The sequence below is a fragment of the Kluyvera sp. CRP genome, assembly GCF_019930565.1.
Lineage (GTDB): Bacteria > Pseudomonadota > Gammaproteobacteria > Enterobacterales > Enterobacteriaceae > Kluyvera > Kluyvera georgiana_A.
Genome location: NZ_CP082841.1, coordinates 2,967,855 through 2,984,756 on the forward strand (window position 1 = coordinate 2,967,855; position 16,902 = coordinate 2,984,756).

Here is a 16,902-nt window from a genome sequence, read left to right on the forward strand (position 1 = left end):
CGCTATGAGGAGGCTTTTTTTATTCATAGATGATGGTATTTAACGAGTCTCTCAACTGTCTTAAACCTGAAATATTGCGCTCTTCCAGGTAGTAGTTATTAATCAGTTTAATTTTATCCAGTTTGCTCAGGGAAGTATAAACCCGATATGTCTGGCTACTGCTGTCAAACATATCTTGAATATTAACATCCTGTAAAAACGTTTGTTTCAAATAGAAAGAAAGGTCGTCGAGAGTACATCTGTTGTCATAATGTAAATAGCCAAAGCTGATTTTGTTTGCCGGAAGTTCTTGCGGTTGATTTTGAACGATGGGCACCTGGAGTAAATCAATCGTTCGCAACAGGCTATGGCCTGACTTCTTTCGTGGGATAAGCGCGCCGGAGAGTATGAGTTTGTGGAGTTTTCGCATCGTATTACCTTTATTGCTACAATGCGCAATTTATTATCATTGATGCGTAATGGCTTCGAGTCTTTTATTGTTTATAAAAAAATAACGTCGTAATTTTATACTTTTGGGAATAGGCATGAGTTTCTTCTGAAATAAGAAAAGATGTGGGGAGCATTTCCCCATGATTATCTTGCCTGGTGCGTCTGGAGTATCAACTGATTTAACGAGCAAACGACACGCGGTTTCTCCCGGCCTTTTTGGCTTTGTAGAGTTCCTTATCGGCATGTTCCGTTAACGTCTCCAGTGAATCCTGCGCAGACCATTGCGCGACACCAAAGCTGGCGGTCAGATACGCCGAAATCTGTGATCCCTTATGCGGGATTTTTGCTGCGGAAATAGCGTTGCGGATACGTTCTGCAATATTGACGGCATCGTCTGCATGATGGCAACGGGCCAGGATAACAAACTCCTCGCCGCCAAAACGAAATGCGGTATCTGAAGATTGACGTAAGGACTGGCTAATGCATTTTGCCGTCTTGATTAAGCAGGCATCACCCGCAATATGGCCGTACAGATCGTTGTACTGTTTGAAAAAATCAATATCCATAATGATCATGAACAGCTTCTCATCGGATAAAGAGAGCCGTTTCGCGTGGTCGGCGAAATGAACAGCCAGGCTGCCTTTATTAAACAACCCTGTTAATGCGTCACGATGTGCCAGGCGGGTGAGCTTCTTGATTAACAGATTTTTTGCGTACTCGCTTCTTTGGGTACGCAGATACCATTCCAGCAGAATGTAGCGTGCGGTGATCACGACGATAAAAATAATAATGGAGCCTGCAATTTGCAGCATATTGAATTTCTCAAATGTCGCAAGCTCGCTCAACAACATGGAAGTGGCGATAGGAATACTGAATAACAACAGTATCTTACCAGAAATGTAAAATGATATGGTCGCCGGGAGCAGTATGATGATCAGCAGTGAGAGCGACAGCGCCGGCGTGTTGTTCTGCTTCACCATCAGGTAAAACATACCGGCCCACAACAGGCCTAAAGTCAGCACATGGAGCGGCAGTATCGTCGCCAGTTGCTCGCGGTGAATGACCTGCCTGAGTACTAGCCCGATGACGGAGAAAAAAATCGTCGCCATACACAGAGAGTTGAGCGTATCGCTGGCGAGCAGCCACAGACAGAACACGACGTTCAGCGTAAGAAACCAGATATAGCCCCACGAGTTAACGATGTCGAGGTTTTGCTTATCCCCTGAAAGGGTTTTCGTCATGTTCCGTTCTCTGCCTGGATAAGGGGACTTATTGAATTATAGAAATATAAACATCTTACTGCGTAATCGCTACCTTTTGATTTTATTATGAATCCAATAATAAACATAAAATAGCGTGTCCACAGTTCGGGCGATGAACCTTCTACATATAAGATGAACGCTATATTCCCCCTGGGTTCATCTCTTCTGTTGGCCCTGCTTGAATTAACCAAAGTCTGGTCTAAGCTCAGAAGAGCAGAGGGCTCTGGCTGTCTTCTGCGCTGAAAAATAACAATAATTATTTCTTCTGGGTGATGGCTATGGCGCAATTGCGGCGATGGATAATATTGCTATTGTCTTTGGCGCTTTGCCCGGCTGAAGCCAGCACTCTTTTCGATTCCGAAGATGGCATGCTCGATATGAGCCGCTATCTGCAGGATAACCCCTATGGTTTTCTTCCGGTCCCCGTGGTGATTACTGAACCGGCCGTCGGCTACGGCGGCGGACTATTCGGCCTGTTTTTACACGGGAAAGGCAAGGTGAATAATGGCCGCTATACGCCACCGGCGATAAGCGCCTTTGGCGGCGGCGGAACGCAAAACGGCAGCTGGTTTGTCGGCGGTGGGCACCGACGCACCTGGCAGGATGACCATATTCGCTACCTTGTTGCCGGTGGGTACGCTGATATCAATCTTGATATTTATACTGGCGACGTTGCGGGTTTTGACTCGCATCGCGCGATCAACACCGCCACTCAAGGCTACGGTGGTATGCAGAAACTGCTGTTTCGACTCGGCGATACGCCGATGTTTCTCGGCGCATCGCAATTTTGGGCCAGAATGGACATTTCCGCCAAAAATAATCCCCTGATTGATCGTGCCTGGCAGCGCGTGTTGGGTGACAGCAGTATCTCATCGAGCTTTGGCGTGGTCGCGGAATATGATACCACCGACAACTTCTTCTGGCCGTCAGAGGGCGTCTCGCTGAACGGCGAGTATCAATTTTACGGTAGCGCGCTTGGCGGCGATTATCGTTACGACTTATTGACTCTGGATGGCAAGTTTTTTATTCCGCTTAACCCGGAATGGACGCTCTCTCTGGCGGGAAACTATCAAACACTCTCACCTCAGGATAACCACCTGCCGCCGATGGCGCGACCCTACATCGCGCTGCGCGGCATTTCCCGCTATCGCTATCAGGGCAATGACGTCAGTACCGTACAGACGCAGCTTGCCTGGCGGGTTACGCCGCGCTGGATAGTGCAGGGTTTTATCGGCGCGGGCAGCGCCGCCAGTAGCAGTGCTGACCTGTACCGCAGCGCCGAGGTGGCGTGGGGCACCGGGTTCCGCTATCTGATTGCGCGTGAATATGGTTTGCACACCGGTATTGATGTGGCCTTTAGCGATAGCGAGCAGGCCGTCTATTTCAACGTGGGCTCGGGTCTGTAAATGGGGGCCTTTGAACAAATGGGAAGAAGACCGATGAGATGGATAAACACCGTAGTGCCGCTAATCTTGTTCTCCGGCCTGGCCGCCGCAGCCGAAAGCGAGGAGCGAACTTTTCCTATCTGGGGCGACGAGGCGCGGGCGCGAGGCTATGCGATTCCGTTGCCGTTTGGCGTCAACCTCAACTATATGAATATGCGGCAGAATATTGATGTCCAGAGCATCAGTTTTTCGGGACTGGCGTTAGGCGATCACCCCATTCCTGTCGACATGTTCGATATTGATGCCGGGCACACGCGTGAGCAAAGTAAAACGGAAACGCTGCGTCTGGATATGTGGGTATTCCCATTCCTCAACGTTTATGGGCTGGTGGGGCACTCACGCGGCTCGTCGGTCTCGAACGTTTCCGTCAATGCGGATCCCTCGCGTTACCGCGGACTGGATCGCCTTATCGCCGGGTCTGTGCATCAGCTTTACGAGAGCGGTCAGTTGCAGAATATTGATTTCACCCTCGATTTCAAAGGCACCACCTGGGGAACCGGAATTACCCTGGCCGGTGGCTACCAGAACTGGTTCGCGCTGGTGGATACCAACTATACGCGCACCGATTTCGATATTCTGGACGGTAAGATCTCTGCCCTGACGGTTTCTCCGCGCGTAGGTTATCGCTTTAGTTTCGAAGGGCCGGTGGGGCCATCACATCTGAGTCTCTGGTTGGGCAGCATGTATCAGGATGTCCAGCAGGAGTTTAAAGGCAGCCTGGAAGACCTGAAGATGCCCGCCACGCTTCAGCCGCTGATTAACGCGGTGAACCAGAACGGGGAGGGACGATTTCGCGTCAAGCAGCGCCTCACTTCGCCATGGAATATGCTGGTCGGCACGCAGTATGAAATGACGCCGCACTTCAATCTCCTGACCGAGATTGGCTTTAACGAGCGCAATAGTTTTTTCATTGCCGGTGAATATCGCTTCTGATGAACAGCTGCCGCCTGTTGCTGACCAGCACGCTGATGCTGATGGCTCTGCCAGCAGGCGCGGTATCGCTCGACCAAAAATCAGTGGATGAATTGCTTTCATCGCTTGGCGCGGATAACCAATACGATCCTGCCAAAGGCATTAACTGGAGCGTGCTACCCGGCCCCTTTTATACGCCTGAACTGAAACTGGGCCTGGGAATGGCCGTCGCGGGGCTTTACCGCGTGGATCCCCACGATAGCCGCACGCAGAACTCCTCGCTTTCCTTCACCGGTTTTATCAGCGCCAGCGGCGCACTGGGTATGGGGGTCAACAATTATACCTTTTTTACCGATGATCGCTGGCGACTGTTTGTCGATGGGGCGATAACCAAAGTTCCGACGGGGTTCTGGGGCATTGGCTACGACGCGGCGCAGGGGAGCGCGCAGGATTACACCAATAATTCGGTACGTTTGCGTCCGGTACTGATGCGCGAAGTGATCGACAATTTCTATATTGGCGCCGGGTGGGATTTTTCTTCGATGCAGGCCAGCGTTGACTCGCCGCACGAAGGCGACCGATTTTCTCATTACGATGCATCAACCTCGCCGCTCTCTTCGGGGGGGAGCGTCAGCGTTAACTACGACTCGCGGGATGTGGTGACGCGCCCGGAGCACGGGCAGTTTTTTAAAGCCGAGTATACCTGGTTCGATCCTTCCGTTGGCTCAGACAGCCACTTTACCGCCACCGAGCTGCAATATAACGTCTATCACCTGTTGAATGAAAAAGCGGTGCTGGCATTTGACGTTTGGGGGCGCTTTACTCGCGGTAATGTTCCCTGGGATATGCTGTCGATGGCCGGCGATGATCGCCGACTGCGCGGCTATTATCAGGGGCGTTATCGCGACAATGATGTTGTGAGCGGGCAGGTAGAATACCGACGAAAGCTGAACTGGCGTCACGGGTACGTGGTGTGGCTGGGCGCTGGCGCGCTGGGCAGCGATATTGGTGATTTAAGCCACCATCCGCTGCTGCCGACCGCGGGCGTGGGCTATCGTTTTGAGGTGAAACCCGCCATGAACATTCGGCTGGATCTCGGTTTTGGCAAAGAGAGCGCCGGGTTTTATTTCCAGGTGGCGGAGGCATTCTGATGATGAAATGGCTACTTCTTCTTACGCTTGCGGTTACGGGCGCGCAGGCGAATGACATGCTTTTTCCTGTCCAGCAGGCGAGGAAAATCGCTCCGGTTGCCGCAAGCCTTTCGCCGCCGGAGTCACTGCGCCCGTGCTGCGCTTTTGGTCATGACCTGCACGTCAGAGCCGTTGGTGTACCGGTGCCGTTTTATCAGATTGGCAACGTGCTGACGTTAGACACGCTGGGCGAGCACCGTTACAACGACAGCGCGCTGGGGGCGGTGAAAAATCTGGTCGGGCTGAGCGATGAGCAAAATGGGCTTATCTATACTCATCGCGGTGGGTTTATTGATATTGCCCACGTGCGCGATACGGCGGATAACACTTTCTTCATCTTCAGCCAGCTCTACCCCAAGCTGGGCCAGCGCTGGCGCTATTTTTATAGCAACGAACTGGGAGTTCGCCGGTTGCAGTTGAACGCGTTCACCCCTCCGGCCTCAATGATCTCGCGGTATACCCTGGCGGCGTGGCTATCCGCTCATCTGGCCTTCGAGCTGGCACAGTGGCATGAGATCGCCCAGTGGTACGGTTTTGAGTCTGTCCCCGGGTTTCCGGAAGAAATTTCGGCATTCTCGCCGGAGGATCTCTACTCGAATCTCCTGGGCGCGCGAATGGCGATCACGGTGATATTACAGGGCAAGGGCCATTCCGTGGAGGCGTTCAACGCCGCCATGACCGATGAGCTGCATCGCGCCCTGTTGGCGTTAGATGTGGCGACGCAAAGCGAAACGGAGCAGAAATTCCGTGAACTCGATGGTTACTGGTGGAACAGTAAACGGCGGGTACCGGATAAATTCCTGGTGCTGAAGCGCAACTACAACCTGGAGAACAACCGATTACCCACGCCTGTGCCAGCTGAGAAAACCGCGCCGTACCAGCTAACGATGCCGAAAGTGGTTGAGGGGTATCAGCTGTCGCGTCTGGGGGCGCTGCAAATCTACCCCGGTGATGATATGCAGCAACTTCCGGCCCCCGCCTCCTACTACGATCCGTCTCAGTTCCAGGGGCTGGCCGATAAGGCGCAGGCGGCGGATAAAGTGCAACTTGAGCGCATTCAGAAGTAATCCGGCGATAAACACCGCGCATTACCGTCAGAATGTGTAAATTTTCTTTATTTATCAATTGCTCACATTATTCTTTCTGCAACGTTGCCACTGCCATCCGTGACAAAGGTAAGAATGCAGATGAAAACCCTGTTTCGGGCTTCGGCCCTTATCTCGCTGATATCGCCGCTCGCCGGTTATGCCGCGCCTGAAGCGCAGACGGATTATTTTCAGCGTATCAGCTTTCATGCCCCCAGCACGCCAGGTTTTCGCACGGCCAGCATACTGAGCGCCGGATTTACCGGTGCGATCGTGACCATGAGCAGCAACCACGAGGCGTTGAATCTTAATGACGTGGTCTTCAGCTTTAATCACAGTTGGCTGAAAATCGACCCCCATCATGAAGGGCGGGTTACGCTGCGGATGGTACGACAGCCGCTGGCGCATGAAAGGGCGGGGACGTTGACGCTGCATAACCGTAAGAGCGGCAATTCCCAGCGCTACGACTTTACGGTCTCCACCTGGCTTATGGGCGACGGCGCGGTGGATGATAACTTTGTGCAGGCTCGTGAGCGCTGCGCGCGCCAGGGCGGGCGGCTGCTTACCACTCGCGAACTGAGGGACGTGTCCCGTAAATGGTTTGGTTTCAGTAAAGGCTATTTGCGTACGATGTATCCGCAGGCAACGCTGTTTAACGCGCAGGCGCGAGCCGGCGGCAGCTTCTGGGTACACGAAGCAAAAGCGCTGTACCTGCACACGGGAGTCAAAAGCCCCGAACGTGGGATTAACACCATCTGCCGCTACGAGTACGAAAATAGCGCAATATAATGCCGGGCCGCGCGTCGGCTATTATTTTAACAAGGTCGGGAAATAAACGTTCGCCGGCAATAGCGCAATAATTGTTAAATATCGCGGCTATGTGGCACAGATGGACAAGTTGTCAGATAAACCTCACTGTAAAATAAAGTTTTGGTAAGATGCAGTGACTTTTATGATTTTAGTTAGCTTACTTTTTCGTGTTGTATTTTTAGCCCTGGCGGTAGTCGTTGTCGTACTGTGCCTGCATGTTGATGTGAATATAATCAAAAACGGTCTGACCGAAGACTCATTCACTGAAATTGTTCAGGAAAGTATTCTCTTTATCATTATCATGGTGCACCTTGTACGCGGGTGGAAACACAGCGCAATGCGTCAGTGCAATATTCTGATCGCCGGTTTTTTCCTTGCCATGCTGATCCGTGAGCTTGACGCGGTGTTTGACCTCATCCGGCATGGGAGCTGGCTGTGGTTCGCGCTGGCGGTAAGCCTGGCGACCCTCTACTACGCATTTCGTCAGCCGCAACGGGTGCTGGCACAGCTGGCTGAATATACCACGACGCCGTCATATGGATTAATGATTGCCGGTCTACTGGCGATTCTCGTCTTTTCCCGTTTGTTCGGTATGTCGATACTCTGGCTGTCTATTTTGCAGGATGGCTACGTCCGTATTGTCAAAAATATGGTGGAAGAGGGGAGCGAGCTGTTTGGTTATATTATCTGTCTGATGGCATCGGTAAATATTCTTCCTGAACGTCGCAAATCCTGATGCGGAATATTTCTTTCCGTAAAAATTACCTGTCACGAAATTAACTCAATGATGTGATTCATCTCTTTTATGCAACGGCCTCGATGACGAGGCCGTTTCGCCTTACCGACAGGCGGAAGCAGGCGGAATCAATATTTCCCTTCATTGTTAAGCACGAAGTGTTTACCTTCCCGATATTTTCCTGTTTTTCTCTTTCGCACAGTTAAAACCGCTGCCATGACCGCTGATGACGACGCTTTGTTCGTCCCGGAGCGCTCTGACGACCGCGTATGTTTTGCACCGCTTATTAATTGCAGGTAGGATGCTTCGCGGCGATTTTATCTCTACACAGAATGACGGGAAAAATCGCATTGATCGTCGTGGCTCGCGTTCCGTTCGCGACGACCTGAAATCTCCTTAAATCAGACAGGTAACAGGGAAAATGGAAACACAAAACACTCAAGCCGCGGAGCAACACGCGGCGAAACGACGCTGGCTGAATGCCCACGAAGAGGGGTACCACAAGGCCATGGGAAACCGTCAGGTGCAGATGATTGCGATCGGCGGGGCCATTGGTACCGGCCTGTTTCTCGGGGCTGGCGCGCGCCTACAGATGGCTGGCCCGGCGTTGGCGCTGGTGTATCTGGTATGCGGTATTTTTTCATTCTTTATTCTTCGCGCCCTTGGTGAACTGGTGCTGCATCGTCCTTCCAGCGGCAGCTTCGTCTCCTATGCCCGTGAGTTTCTCGGCGAAAAAGCCGCCTACGTGGCGGGCTGGATGTATTTCGTCAACTGGGCGATGACCGGCATCGTTGATATCACCGCCGTGGCGCTCTATATGCACTACTGGGGCGCATTTGGCGACGTTCCGCAGTGGGTCTTCGCGCTTGGCGCGCTGGCGGTGGTGGGCACCATGAACATGATTGGCGTTAAGTGGTTCGCCGAAATGGAGTTCTGGTTTGCGCTCATCAAAGTGCTGGCCATTGTTGTCTTCCTCGTGGTGGGTACCGTCTATCTGGGCAGCGGCAAGCCGCTGGACGGCAATGCGACCGGTTTCCATCTGATTACCGACAACGGCGGTTTCTTCCCGCATGGCCTGCTGCCCGCGTTGGTGTTGGTACAGGGCGTGGTTTTCGCCTTTGCCTCGATTGAACTGGTCGGTACCGCGGCCGGCGAATGTAAAGATCCGCAGACCATGGTGCCGCGCGCCATCAACAGCGTGATCTGGCGTATTGGTCTGTTCTACGTCGGCTCCGTGGTGCTGCTGGTCCTGCTGTTGCCGTGGACCGCCTACCAGGCGGGGCAAAGCCCGTTCGTCACCTTCTTCTCGAAGCTGGGTGTGCCGTACATCGGCAGCATTATGAACATCGTGGTCCTGACCGCCGCACTCTCCAGCCTGAACTCGGGCCTGTACTGCACCGGGCGTATTCTGCGCTCGATGGCGATGGGCGGATCCGCGCCGAAGTTTATGAGCAAAATGAGCCGTCAGCAGGTGCCGTATGCCGGGATTATGGCCACGCTGGTGGTTTACGTGGTGGGCGTATTCCTCAACTATCTGGTGCCGTCTCAGGTGTTTGAAATCGTCCTGAACTTCGCGTCGCTGGGGATTATTGCTTCGTGGGGCTTTATCATGGTCTGCCAGCTGCGTCTGCGTAAAGCCATTAAAGAGGGCAAAGCCGCTGACGTCAGCTTTAAGCTGCCGGGAGCGCCGTTTACCTCCTGGCTGACGCTGTTGTTCCTGCTGAGCGTGCTGGTGCTGATGGCGTTTGACTACCCGAACGGTACCTACACCATCGCCGCGCTGCCGCTGATTGCTATTCTGCTGGTCGCCGGTTGGTTTGGCGTTCGCAAGCGCGTGGCGGAAATTCACCGCACCGCGCCGTAATCTCTCCTGCAGGCCTGATAGTGAACCTATCAGGCCTGCTTTTCTCAGAACATCCGAAAACGGTATTCAATAATGGCTTCAGAGGACAGCGTCTGCGTGCGCGTATAGTGGCCGTTAGTGAGCACCGGCGTTTTACCGCTGGTTTTATACGACCAGCCGGGGCCAAACATCAGCCAAACCGTTAAATTCTTCAGCGGCGGCGCGGAAGGCGTCCAGCGGGTAAAGGCGCTAATTTCGCCGGTACGTACGTGGTTATTCTTGTAGTTAAACTGCGCGATATTTCCCGCCAGCCCGACAGCCAGATCCGGCGTCAGTTTATAGTCGGAAATATTTGCCAGCACCAGTTCGCCATCGCGCATATAGTCATCGCCGGCATAGGCCATTGAGATAAATGTGCCGCGTGAGTTTTTACTCATATGGCGGGGATAGAAGCCGACTTCATTCTCTTTTTTGGCGCTGGTATAGCCCACACCCCATTTCGTACTCCAGCGGTCGGCCTGCCAGCTGGCGTCGATGGCGAAATGCCAGGCGTTATGATCGAAGTCGCGTTTGCTGGCGGGCATCGCCAGATAGTTATCCAGCGCTTCGGTTGCATAGATTTGCGTGCCGATATTCAAACGCTCGACGGGCCGCAGTTGGGTAAACAACAGATGCCGGCGCAGATAATTTTCGCTCTCACCGTAGCCATATTGCGCGCTGAACAACTGGCTGTTCCACAACAGTTCGCCGCTCGCCAGATGGTTGATTTTCTCTCCGGTATTGGTCTGCAACTGTTTTTTATCCGGCGAGTTACGGTCCATTGAATTCTCGATATAGGCGCCGCGTAGCGTCAAATGCTCACCGCTGATGCCGCCGCTAATCCCCGAATAGGTGGTGGGCGAGAGGCGATTGGAGGTGGAGATAACGCCGTAATTTTTCAGTACCTGCCAGCCCCAGCGGGCGTTCAACTGGGTATCCGCAACGTTATATTTCAGCTTAATATTACGTTGGCCGAATTTAGAATATCCCTCAGCATTGCTTTTTTTATTACCCTCGCCGTTATTATACAGTACGCCTCGGGAATTAAAATAATCACTGGCGCCTAACTTAACCGCGCCATAATAAACGGCATCAACGCCAATGAAATCGGCAAAATAGCCCGATTGATAATCCACCGCCACGCCCTGGCCCCAGGCATTGTGCACGTGTGTGGGGTTTGCATTCTCCTCCTTCAGATATTTCCAGTAATTCTTTAATGACAGGGTCATCGACGAATCACGAAAAAAAGCGTTATCCAGATACGCGTATTCATTTTGATTGTCGGCGGCCCATGCTGAGATGGCGCAGCCTTGCATCAGCATAAGCAATGCTGTTGCTAATGGTGTTATTTTCATGTGTGATCCCAGAATAGATTCGCGGGGGCAAGAATCCCCGCGGTATTATCAATGTAGCTATTATTTTTGATTATTCAGACGCTGTTTACCGGCTTCGACGTAGTGTAATGTGCCAATTTCCGGCACGCTGTAGTGACCGTTTTTATAGATAATTTTGACCACGGCGGCGTTAGCCAGCGGCTTATTTTTGTCTGGCGAATCGGTGAGATCGGAGATCATAATTTGCATCGATGTGCCCGACGAGATAGCCAGCACGGTTTTATCGCCGTTCGCCTGCGCCTGCTTGACGATAGTCGCCAGCGCGGCCTGGGTGCGGGCTTTTACCTGCGCATAGTTTTCTGCCAGCCCTTTCGGGTCGGCTTTCGCCAGCGCGTCCTGTGAATCCTTCACGGGCAGGGTTCCCGCCTTCATCGCCTGGAACAGCGCGGCGCTATCGGCTAATCCGAGCGCATGTGCGCCGGCTTCCGCCATATCTTTATTGAAGCCGCCCTCAAAACCGCCAAAGAAGGCTTCACGCAGGCCAGGAAGCTCATTGAGCTGGTAGTTTGCGACCCCCATTTGCTTGAGAATGACCGCCATGGTTTCGCGCTGGCGTCCCGCGTCGCTGGAGTAATAGCGGTCAAATGCGATCCCTTTTAACCCTTCGCCAAGATAACGGGCGACCCGGACGCCATCTTCGGTCAGTGGCGTATCGGCCCAGCCCTGAACGCGATCGAAGGTATTAAACAGCGTTTTACCATGACGGGCAAAATAGAGGGTGACGGTATCATCGTGGGCAGAGGGGGCAATATCTGCCGCAGAACAGGTCGCTGCGCTGGCAAGCGCCATTAAAGCAATCAGCCATTTTTTCATTGGGTATCCTTTTTATATTTTTAATTAAAAACAAAAAACCCGCGCCCCTTCTCAATCATCAAAATAGCATGCTTGAGAAATGACGCAGGTTTTGCCTGTTGCAAACAGTAACAATCCAGTTTTGCCGGACAATAGCACCATCAATTTTAAATGGCAGTAATTATTTTATCTCGGGCTTATATTTGTGATCGCCTTCAAGTCTTTTTTTTGGATGATTTAGTCAGGTGATTTTTTCTCTGCTTAACCAAAGAATGGCTTATGCGTGAAATTAAAACAGGGAGGATGTCAGCTTCATCTGGCATGATATTATGATGCTGGTCACAGAAAAGGAATAGCCCCTCTGGATCTTGAGCGGCTTAGACGGTATTTTCACAGCCATCTCAGGATTGTTACTGAAATAAGGCAAAACCTAAGACACTTGTTGCTCTGCATGGGCGGCGGGTGTCTTAGGTTTTTTTTTGCTTGTCATAAGCACCTGTTCCCCTTATCCGAGGAGTTACGATGAATTTACTGAAAGTTATTGCCCCGTTGTTCGCTATATGCGCTTTTTCTGCTCAGGCCGGAGCGGCACCGCTGAAAATATTGGTCGTCAACGATGATGGCTGTGAATCGCCGGGCAGTACATCGCTTCAGGATAAACTTAAGGCAAAAGGCTATGATGTCTGGATGGTCGCTCCGGCCACGAATCAAAGCGGTATTGGCTCGGCCATTACCTTCAAAACGGGAAAAATCTTTGATGTGAAAAAGGTCGCCGAGCAGCGCTATTGCTTCCCGGGCACGCCAGCGGACTCGGTCGACTTTGGACTTCATGGCCTGCTGAAAGAGGCCGCGCCTGATTTAGTGATTTCCGGCGTCAACGACGGCCCGAATACCGGGATGGCACAGGTGAATTCCGGAACCGTCAGCGCCGCCGCTCGCGCAGTTCGCTACGGCGTCCCGGCCATTGCCGCCAGTATTGGCTATCGATTTACCGACGAAGAGATGAAAAATAAATGGCCAAGTACACATAAATACTGGCCCGACTCCGTCGATTATGTCGTTGGCGTTGTGGATAAACTGAATAGCCAGCGTGTGAAAGGGCAGCCGTTATTACCTGTGGGTACCGGGTTAAGTATTAACTATCCGGCGCTGGCGTCGGCGGATATTAAAGGCGTGCGCTATGTCGATAATCAGCGTTTCCCGGTCGCCCAAATTGGCTACGATATTCTGCCCGACGGTACGGCGAAACAGACGATGAATCCGCAGTCGTTAAAACCGGTACTCGACGACAGTGATTCTGGTTGGCTGAATAAAGGTTATATCACCTACACCATTTTCGATGGTTCATGGAATGCGCCGCAGTATGAAGCCCAATATAAGGCATTGCTGAATCCCTGAAACGTGGCGGGTGGCGATGGTCATTAAAAGCTCATTGCCAGCCCTACGCCATAGCCGCTGGTGCCGTTGCCGAACATATAGCGCGCCACCAGCCGCGTTCGGGTAATAAAGACCGGGTACTTGCTGCTGTCCATTTCAATGCCCAGTCCCACCGAGCTCAGGCTATCGAAGCCGAGCTTGCCGCGCTGCTCGCCGAGGTATTCGGTGTGCGCGCCCTCCAGCACATAGCGCACCGGGCTTTTCAGCAGCGTCCAGTCGAACAATGGCGCACGGCGGCGCAGATACAGCCCCAGATTTTGCGCCGTGGCGCTTCCTTCAACGGCACGAGAGGTGCTGCCGAAGGTTTGCAGATTCATTCCCGTGTAGCGCAACTCCACATCGATATCCTGCGCAGGGGAGAGAAGTTCATAGTCGAGCATCAACGAACCGCCCAGCCCGTAGGCATTGAGTCGGCCGCCGTCGAGGAAATCGTAATCGGCGTTTTTATGCCGCTCCAGCGCCCAGGCGCCCACGCGCAGATCGCTGGCCATGGTGCCGAGCATGACGTTGGCGATGGGACGCAGCACCAGATTGCCTCCCCAGCGGTCGCGGTGCAGGTTGAAATCCCAGCCGATACCGCCGGTGGTGGTCAGGCTGTTCCATTTGGTAGGAATACGTCGACTCTGGTCGCCGTCGCTGATCACAAACTGCGGATCATAACGGCTGTAGCCCAATGCGCCTTCCAGATACAATGGAAAGGACTCCCCCATGGTCGCGCCGCCGCCAAACTGGGTAATGGAGAGCTCGGTTTTATCATCGGAACCGGAGCCAATATTGAGATCGCTGGCGGTGATATCTGGCACGATCATAAAGCTCATTAAGGTCAGCACCGCGTCGGCGCGCTGCTTGATCCGCTGGCCCTCCGCCGCTACGGCATCCGGGCTGAATGTCAGCGACGCGAGCAGGAGTAGGGTGATGACGGGATATGCTGCAATCATGGTGCGAGCAGCCTCAACCAGAGAAGATAGATTAACTATAGAGCAGGATTTCTTGCTCAGCGCAGCGGTGGAGCAGACAAAACCTTACACTCACCCCCTTGCGGATCATTGAGTATTGTTTATGATTCGTCGGTCCTGATTGATTGGGTGAATAATGCATAATCGTCCGCTGGTAGCAAAATGGCTGTTGATGATGACCTGTCTGGCGATGGCTATCTGCCTGGTCCAACGGGCTGTCTATCTGCACCATTTTCTTGCGCAGGCCAGCAACCCGGTTCAGGTCTTCTCCAGCCCGGTGACGCCGGAAGCGGAACTTGGCCCGTCGCCGTGTCAGCTGAGCGCCAGCTCGCTACTGTGCGCCCAGCCGATGTTCTTTGACGGCGCGCTCCCCGCCGTTATCCTCTTCCTGGCCCTGATGCCGCTGTTTGTCGAAGTGCGCGCGTTTGTCTTTCGCGACGTGCCACGGCGACCGCCAACCTTACGAATACACCTCAAAAACTGCGTTTTCCGTGAATAAAACATCGTCGTCTTAGCGATTTAATTTTTCATTTACGGAGAAAACACATGTTGAATATCTTCAGGGGATTCCTCCTCCTGTTGCTCAGCTGCGCGGGCATTGCCCACGCAGCGGATAGCGGGTGGTTAACCTCCCCGCAAAACGATCACGCTCGCATTCGTTTCCAGGCCGAAAGAGGCGAGGGCCGAGTGTACGGTCTGCTGACCGTTGAACTTCAGTCCGGCTGGAAAACCTACTGGCGCTCGCCGGGGGAAGGGGGCGTTGCGCCCGAGATAGTCTGGCAGAACGGCGAGAAGGCGCAGTGGTACTGGCCGGTGCCGTCGCGCTTTGACATTTCCGGGCTCACCACGCAAGGCTACCATCGGCGGGTGGCGATTCCGATGATCATCACCGGGAACCTCGGGGATACGCTGGCTGGAACGCTCACGCTGTCCACCTGTAGCAACGTCTGCTTGTTAACAGACTACCCGCTGCAACTTAATCTTAATCATCCTACCGACGAAACCTTCCAGGACGACTTCGAACAGGCGATGCGGACGGTTCCGGCCAGCAGCGGCGTTTCCGCCGATCTCAGCGCACATCTGGCAGGGAAGCAGCTGGTGATTAGCGGAACAACGCCGGACGAATGGCGCTCGCCGGAAATCTATTTCGACCCGCTGGACGGGGGCATTTTGCCCGGAGAGCCTCAGGTGCAAACGCGCGGCAAGGCGTTGACCGTGACCGTACCGGTCACCGACGAATGGGGTGAAGTTCCCGCGACGCTGGCGGGGAAAACGCTCTCCTTTGTGCTCACCAATCATGACCGGGCACAGCAAACGACCCTCACAGTCGGCCCTGATAGCGCTGCATTGCACGATGACACGGCGACCGGCCTGAGCCAGATGCTGCTGTTTGCGCTGCTCGGTGGTCTGATCCTCAATCTGATGCCCTGCGTGCTGCCGGTACTGGGGATGAAGCTCAGCGCGGTGCTGCATGCCGGTACGGACAGGCGCAAGATCCGGCTACGCTTTCTGGCGACCAGCGCGGGGATCCTGTTCTCCTTTGCGCTGCTGGCGGCGATGGTCTCCGCGCTGAAGCTGACGGGGGCGGCACTCGGCTGGGGCATTCAGTTCCAGAACCCGTGGTTTATCGGCCTGATGGTGGCCGTCACCTTTGTGTTTGCGCTCAATCTGTTCGGCGTGTTCAACGTGCTGTTGCCATCGACGATGACGGACAGAATGGCGACGGCAGGGGGCAACGGTACGCTGGGCAGCTTCTTTGAAGGGGTCTTTGCCACGCTGCTGGCGACGCCGTGTTCGGCACCGTTTCTCGGTACCGCTGTCGCCTTTGCGCTGGGCGCACCGCTGACGACGCTGTGGCTTATTTTTATCGCGCTCGGTATCGGTATGGCCCTCCCGTGGCTGCTGGTGGCAATGGTGCCGAAAATCGCCTTGCTGCTGCCGCGCCCAGGACGCTGGATGAACGGGGTGAAAACGCTGCTCGCATTGATGATGCTGGCCTCCAGCCTTTGGCTGGCGACGCTGCTTGCCCAGCATATCGGCGACAGAATCAGCGGGGTTATGGTGCTGACGCTCACGCTGCTGGCGCTGTTCGCTTTTATCTTCGTAACCCAACGTCGGGGAGCGAGTTTCTTTGTGGTTCTGGTTTTGCTGGCGGCCTTAAGCGGTTACCAGCTGCATGGGATCCTCCAGGCTTCGCCTGCGGCCAGGGCTGAAACGGCGATCCGCTGGCAACCCTTGAGTGAAGCGGCAATTGCACAGGCCGTCGCGGACGGGAAGCGGGTCTTTGTCGATATCTCGGCAGACTGGTGCGTGACCTGCAAAGTGAATGAAATACGGGTATTGAATCAGCCGGAGATTATCGCCGCGCTGAATGCGCCTGATGTGGTAGCCCTACGCGGTGACTGGAGCCAACCCTCAGATGCCATCGCTGCTTTCCTGCAAAAACGTAACCGCTTCGCCATCCCCTTCAATGAAGTCTACAGGCCGGGGCAAACCACCGGCGAGATCCTCCCGCCGCTGCTGGACAAAAAGATCCTGCTGAGCGCCCTGAACCCTGTTAAAGGTGAATAAC

At 53.8% G+C, this 16,902-nt stretch carries 15 protein-coding genes; 10 read left to right on the top strand and 5 right to left on the bottom strand.

Annotated features, from left to right (window positions below; genetic code table 11):
• Positions 1-19: 19 nt before the first annotated feature.
• Both K7B04_RS13805 and K7B04_RS13810 read right to left on the bottom strand, forming a co-directional pair.
• Positions 20-409, bottom strand: a complete 390-nt coding sequence (locus K7B04_RS13805) for a hypothetical protein (protein WP_163448588.1) — start codon at positions 407-409, stop codon at positions 20-22.
• Positions 410-608: 199 nt separating this feature from the next.
• Positions 609-1,670, bottom strand: coding sequence for a membrane-associated sensor domain-containing protein (locus tag K7B04_RS13810; RefSeq protein ID WP_223802258.1), 1,062 nt, complete (start codon positions 1,668-1,670; stop codon positions 609-611).
• 293 nt (positions 1,671-1,963) lie between these two features.
• On the opposite strand from K7B04_RS13810, the gene K7B04_RS13815 reads away from it, so the two are divergent.
• From K7B04_RS13815 to ansP, 7 genes are all read left to right on the top strand, one after another.
• Positions 1,964-3,097, top strand: a complete 1,134-nt coding sequence (locus K7B04_RS13815; protein WP_223802259.1) for a BamA/TamA family outer membrane protein — start codon at positions 1,964-1,966, stop codon at positions 3,095-3,097.
• Between the two features lie 33 nt (positions 3,098-3,130).
• Complete coding sequence (locus tag K7B04_RS13820; RefSeq protein WP_163448593.1) at positions 3,131-4,069, top strand: porin family protein; 939 nt, start codon at positions 3,131-3,133, stop codon at positions 4,067-4,069.
• A complete protein-coding gene (locus tag K7B04_RS13825; RefSeq protein WP_223802260.1) occupies positions 4,069-5,199 on the top strand; it encodes a BamA/TamA family outer membrane protein in 1,131 nt (376 codons plus the stop codon). Before K7B04_RS13820 ends, K7B04_RS13825 begins: the two co-directional genes overlap by 1 nt.
• Before the next feature lie 56 nt (positions 5,200-5,255).
• Positions 5,256-6,305 carry a DUF4056 domain-containing protein gene (locus tag K7B04_RS13830; RefSeq protein ID WP_223802261.1) on the top strand — a complete coding sequence of 350 codons (1,050 nt, stop codon included), beginning with the start codon at positions 5,256-5,258 and terminating at the stop codon, positions 6,303-6,305.
• A 120-nt stretch (positions 6,306-6,425) separates the two neighbouring features.
• Positions 6,426-7,112 (top strand): hypothetical protein, encoded by a 687-nt coding sequence (locus K7B04_RS13835; protein ID WP_223802262.1) that lies wholly within the window; start codon positions 6,426-6,428, stop codon positions 7,110-7,112.
• Positions 7,113-7,275: 163 nt separating this feature from the next.
• The gene (locus K7B04_RS13840) at positions 7,276-7,869 is read left to right on the top strand and encodes a transporter (protein ID WP_223802263.1); all 594 of its coding nucleotides are present in this window, start codon (positions 7,276-7,278) and stop codon (positions 7,867-7,869) included.
• Between the two features lie 421 nt (positions 7,870-8,290).
• A complete protein-coding gene (ansP, locus tag K7B04_RS13845; RefSeq protein WP_163448603.1) occupies positions 8,291-9,733 on the top strand; it encodes an L-asparagine permease in 1,443 nt (480 codons plus the stop codon).
• Positions 9,734-9,777: 44 nt separating this feature from the next.
• Here the strand turns inward: ansP and K7B04_RS13850 are convergent, their stop codons facing one another.
• Both K7B04_RS13850 and K7B04_RS13855 read right to left on the bottom strand, forming a co-directional pair.
• Positions 9,778-11,106 carry an OprD family outer membrane porin gene (locus tag K7B04_RS13850; protein WP_223802264.1) on the bottom strand — a complete coding sequence of 443 codons (1,329 nt, stop codon included), beginning with the start codon at positions 11,104-11,106 and terminating at the stop codon, positions 9,778-9,780.
• A gap of 60 nt (positions 11,107-11,166) precedes the next feature.
• Positions 11,167-11,958 carry a histidine phosphatase family protein gene (locus K7B04_RS13855; RefSeq protein ID WP_223802265.1) on the bottom strand — a complete coding sequence of 264 codons (792 nt, stop codon included), beginning with the start codon at positions 11,956-11,958 and terminating at the stop codon, positions 11,167-11,169.
• 501 nt (positions 11,959-12,459) lie between these two features.
• Here K7B04_RS13855 and surE point away from each other — a divergent pair.
• Positions 12,460-13,335, top strand: a complete 876-nt coding sequence (surE, locus tag K7B04_RS13860) for a 5'/3'-nucleotidase SurE (protein ID WP_223802266.1) — start codon at positions 12,460-12,462, stop codon at positions 13,333-13,335.
• A gap of 23 nt (positions 13,336-13,358) precedes the next feature.
• Here the strand turns inward: surE and K7B04_RS13865 are convergent, their stop codons facing one another.
• Entirely contained in the window at positions 13,359-14,312 is a 954-nt protein-coding gene (locus tag K7B04_RS13865; RefSeq protein ID WP_223802267.1) for a hypothetical protein, read from the bottom strand.
• Positions 14,313-14,466: 154 nt separating this feature from the next.
• Here K7B04_RS13865 and K7B04_RS13870 point away from each other — a divergent pair, with 154 nt between their 5' ends.
• Together K7B04_RS13870 and K7B04_RS13875 are read left to right on the top strand one after the other, a co-directional pair.
• Positions 14,467-14,829, top strand: coding sequence for a hypothetical protein (locus K7B04_RS13870; RefSeq protein WP_223802268.1), 363 nt, complete (start codon positions 14,467-14,469; stop codon positions 14,827-14,829).
• 47 nt (positions 14,830-14,876) lie between these two features.
• Positions 14,877-16,901 carry a protein-disulfide reductase DsbD domain-containing protein gene (locus K7B04_RS13875; RefSeq protein WP_223802269.1) on the top strand — a complete coding sequence of 675 codons (2,025 nt, stop codon included), beginning with the start codon at positions 14,877-14,879 and terminating at the stop codon, positions 16,899-16,901.
• Position 16,902 lies beyond the last annotated feature (1 nt).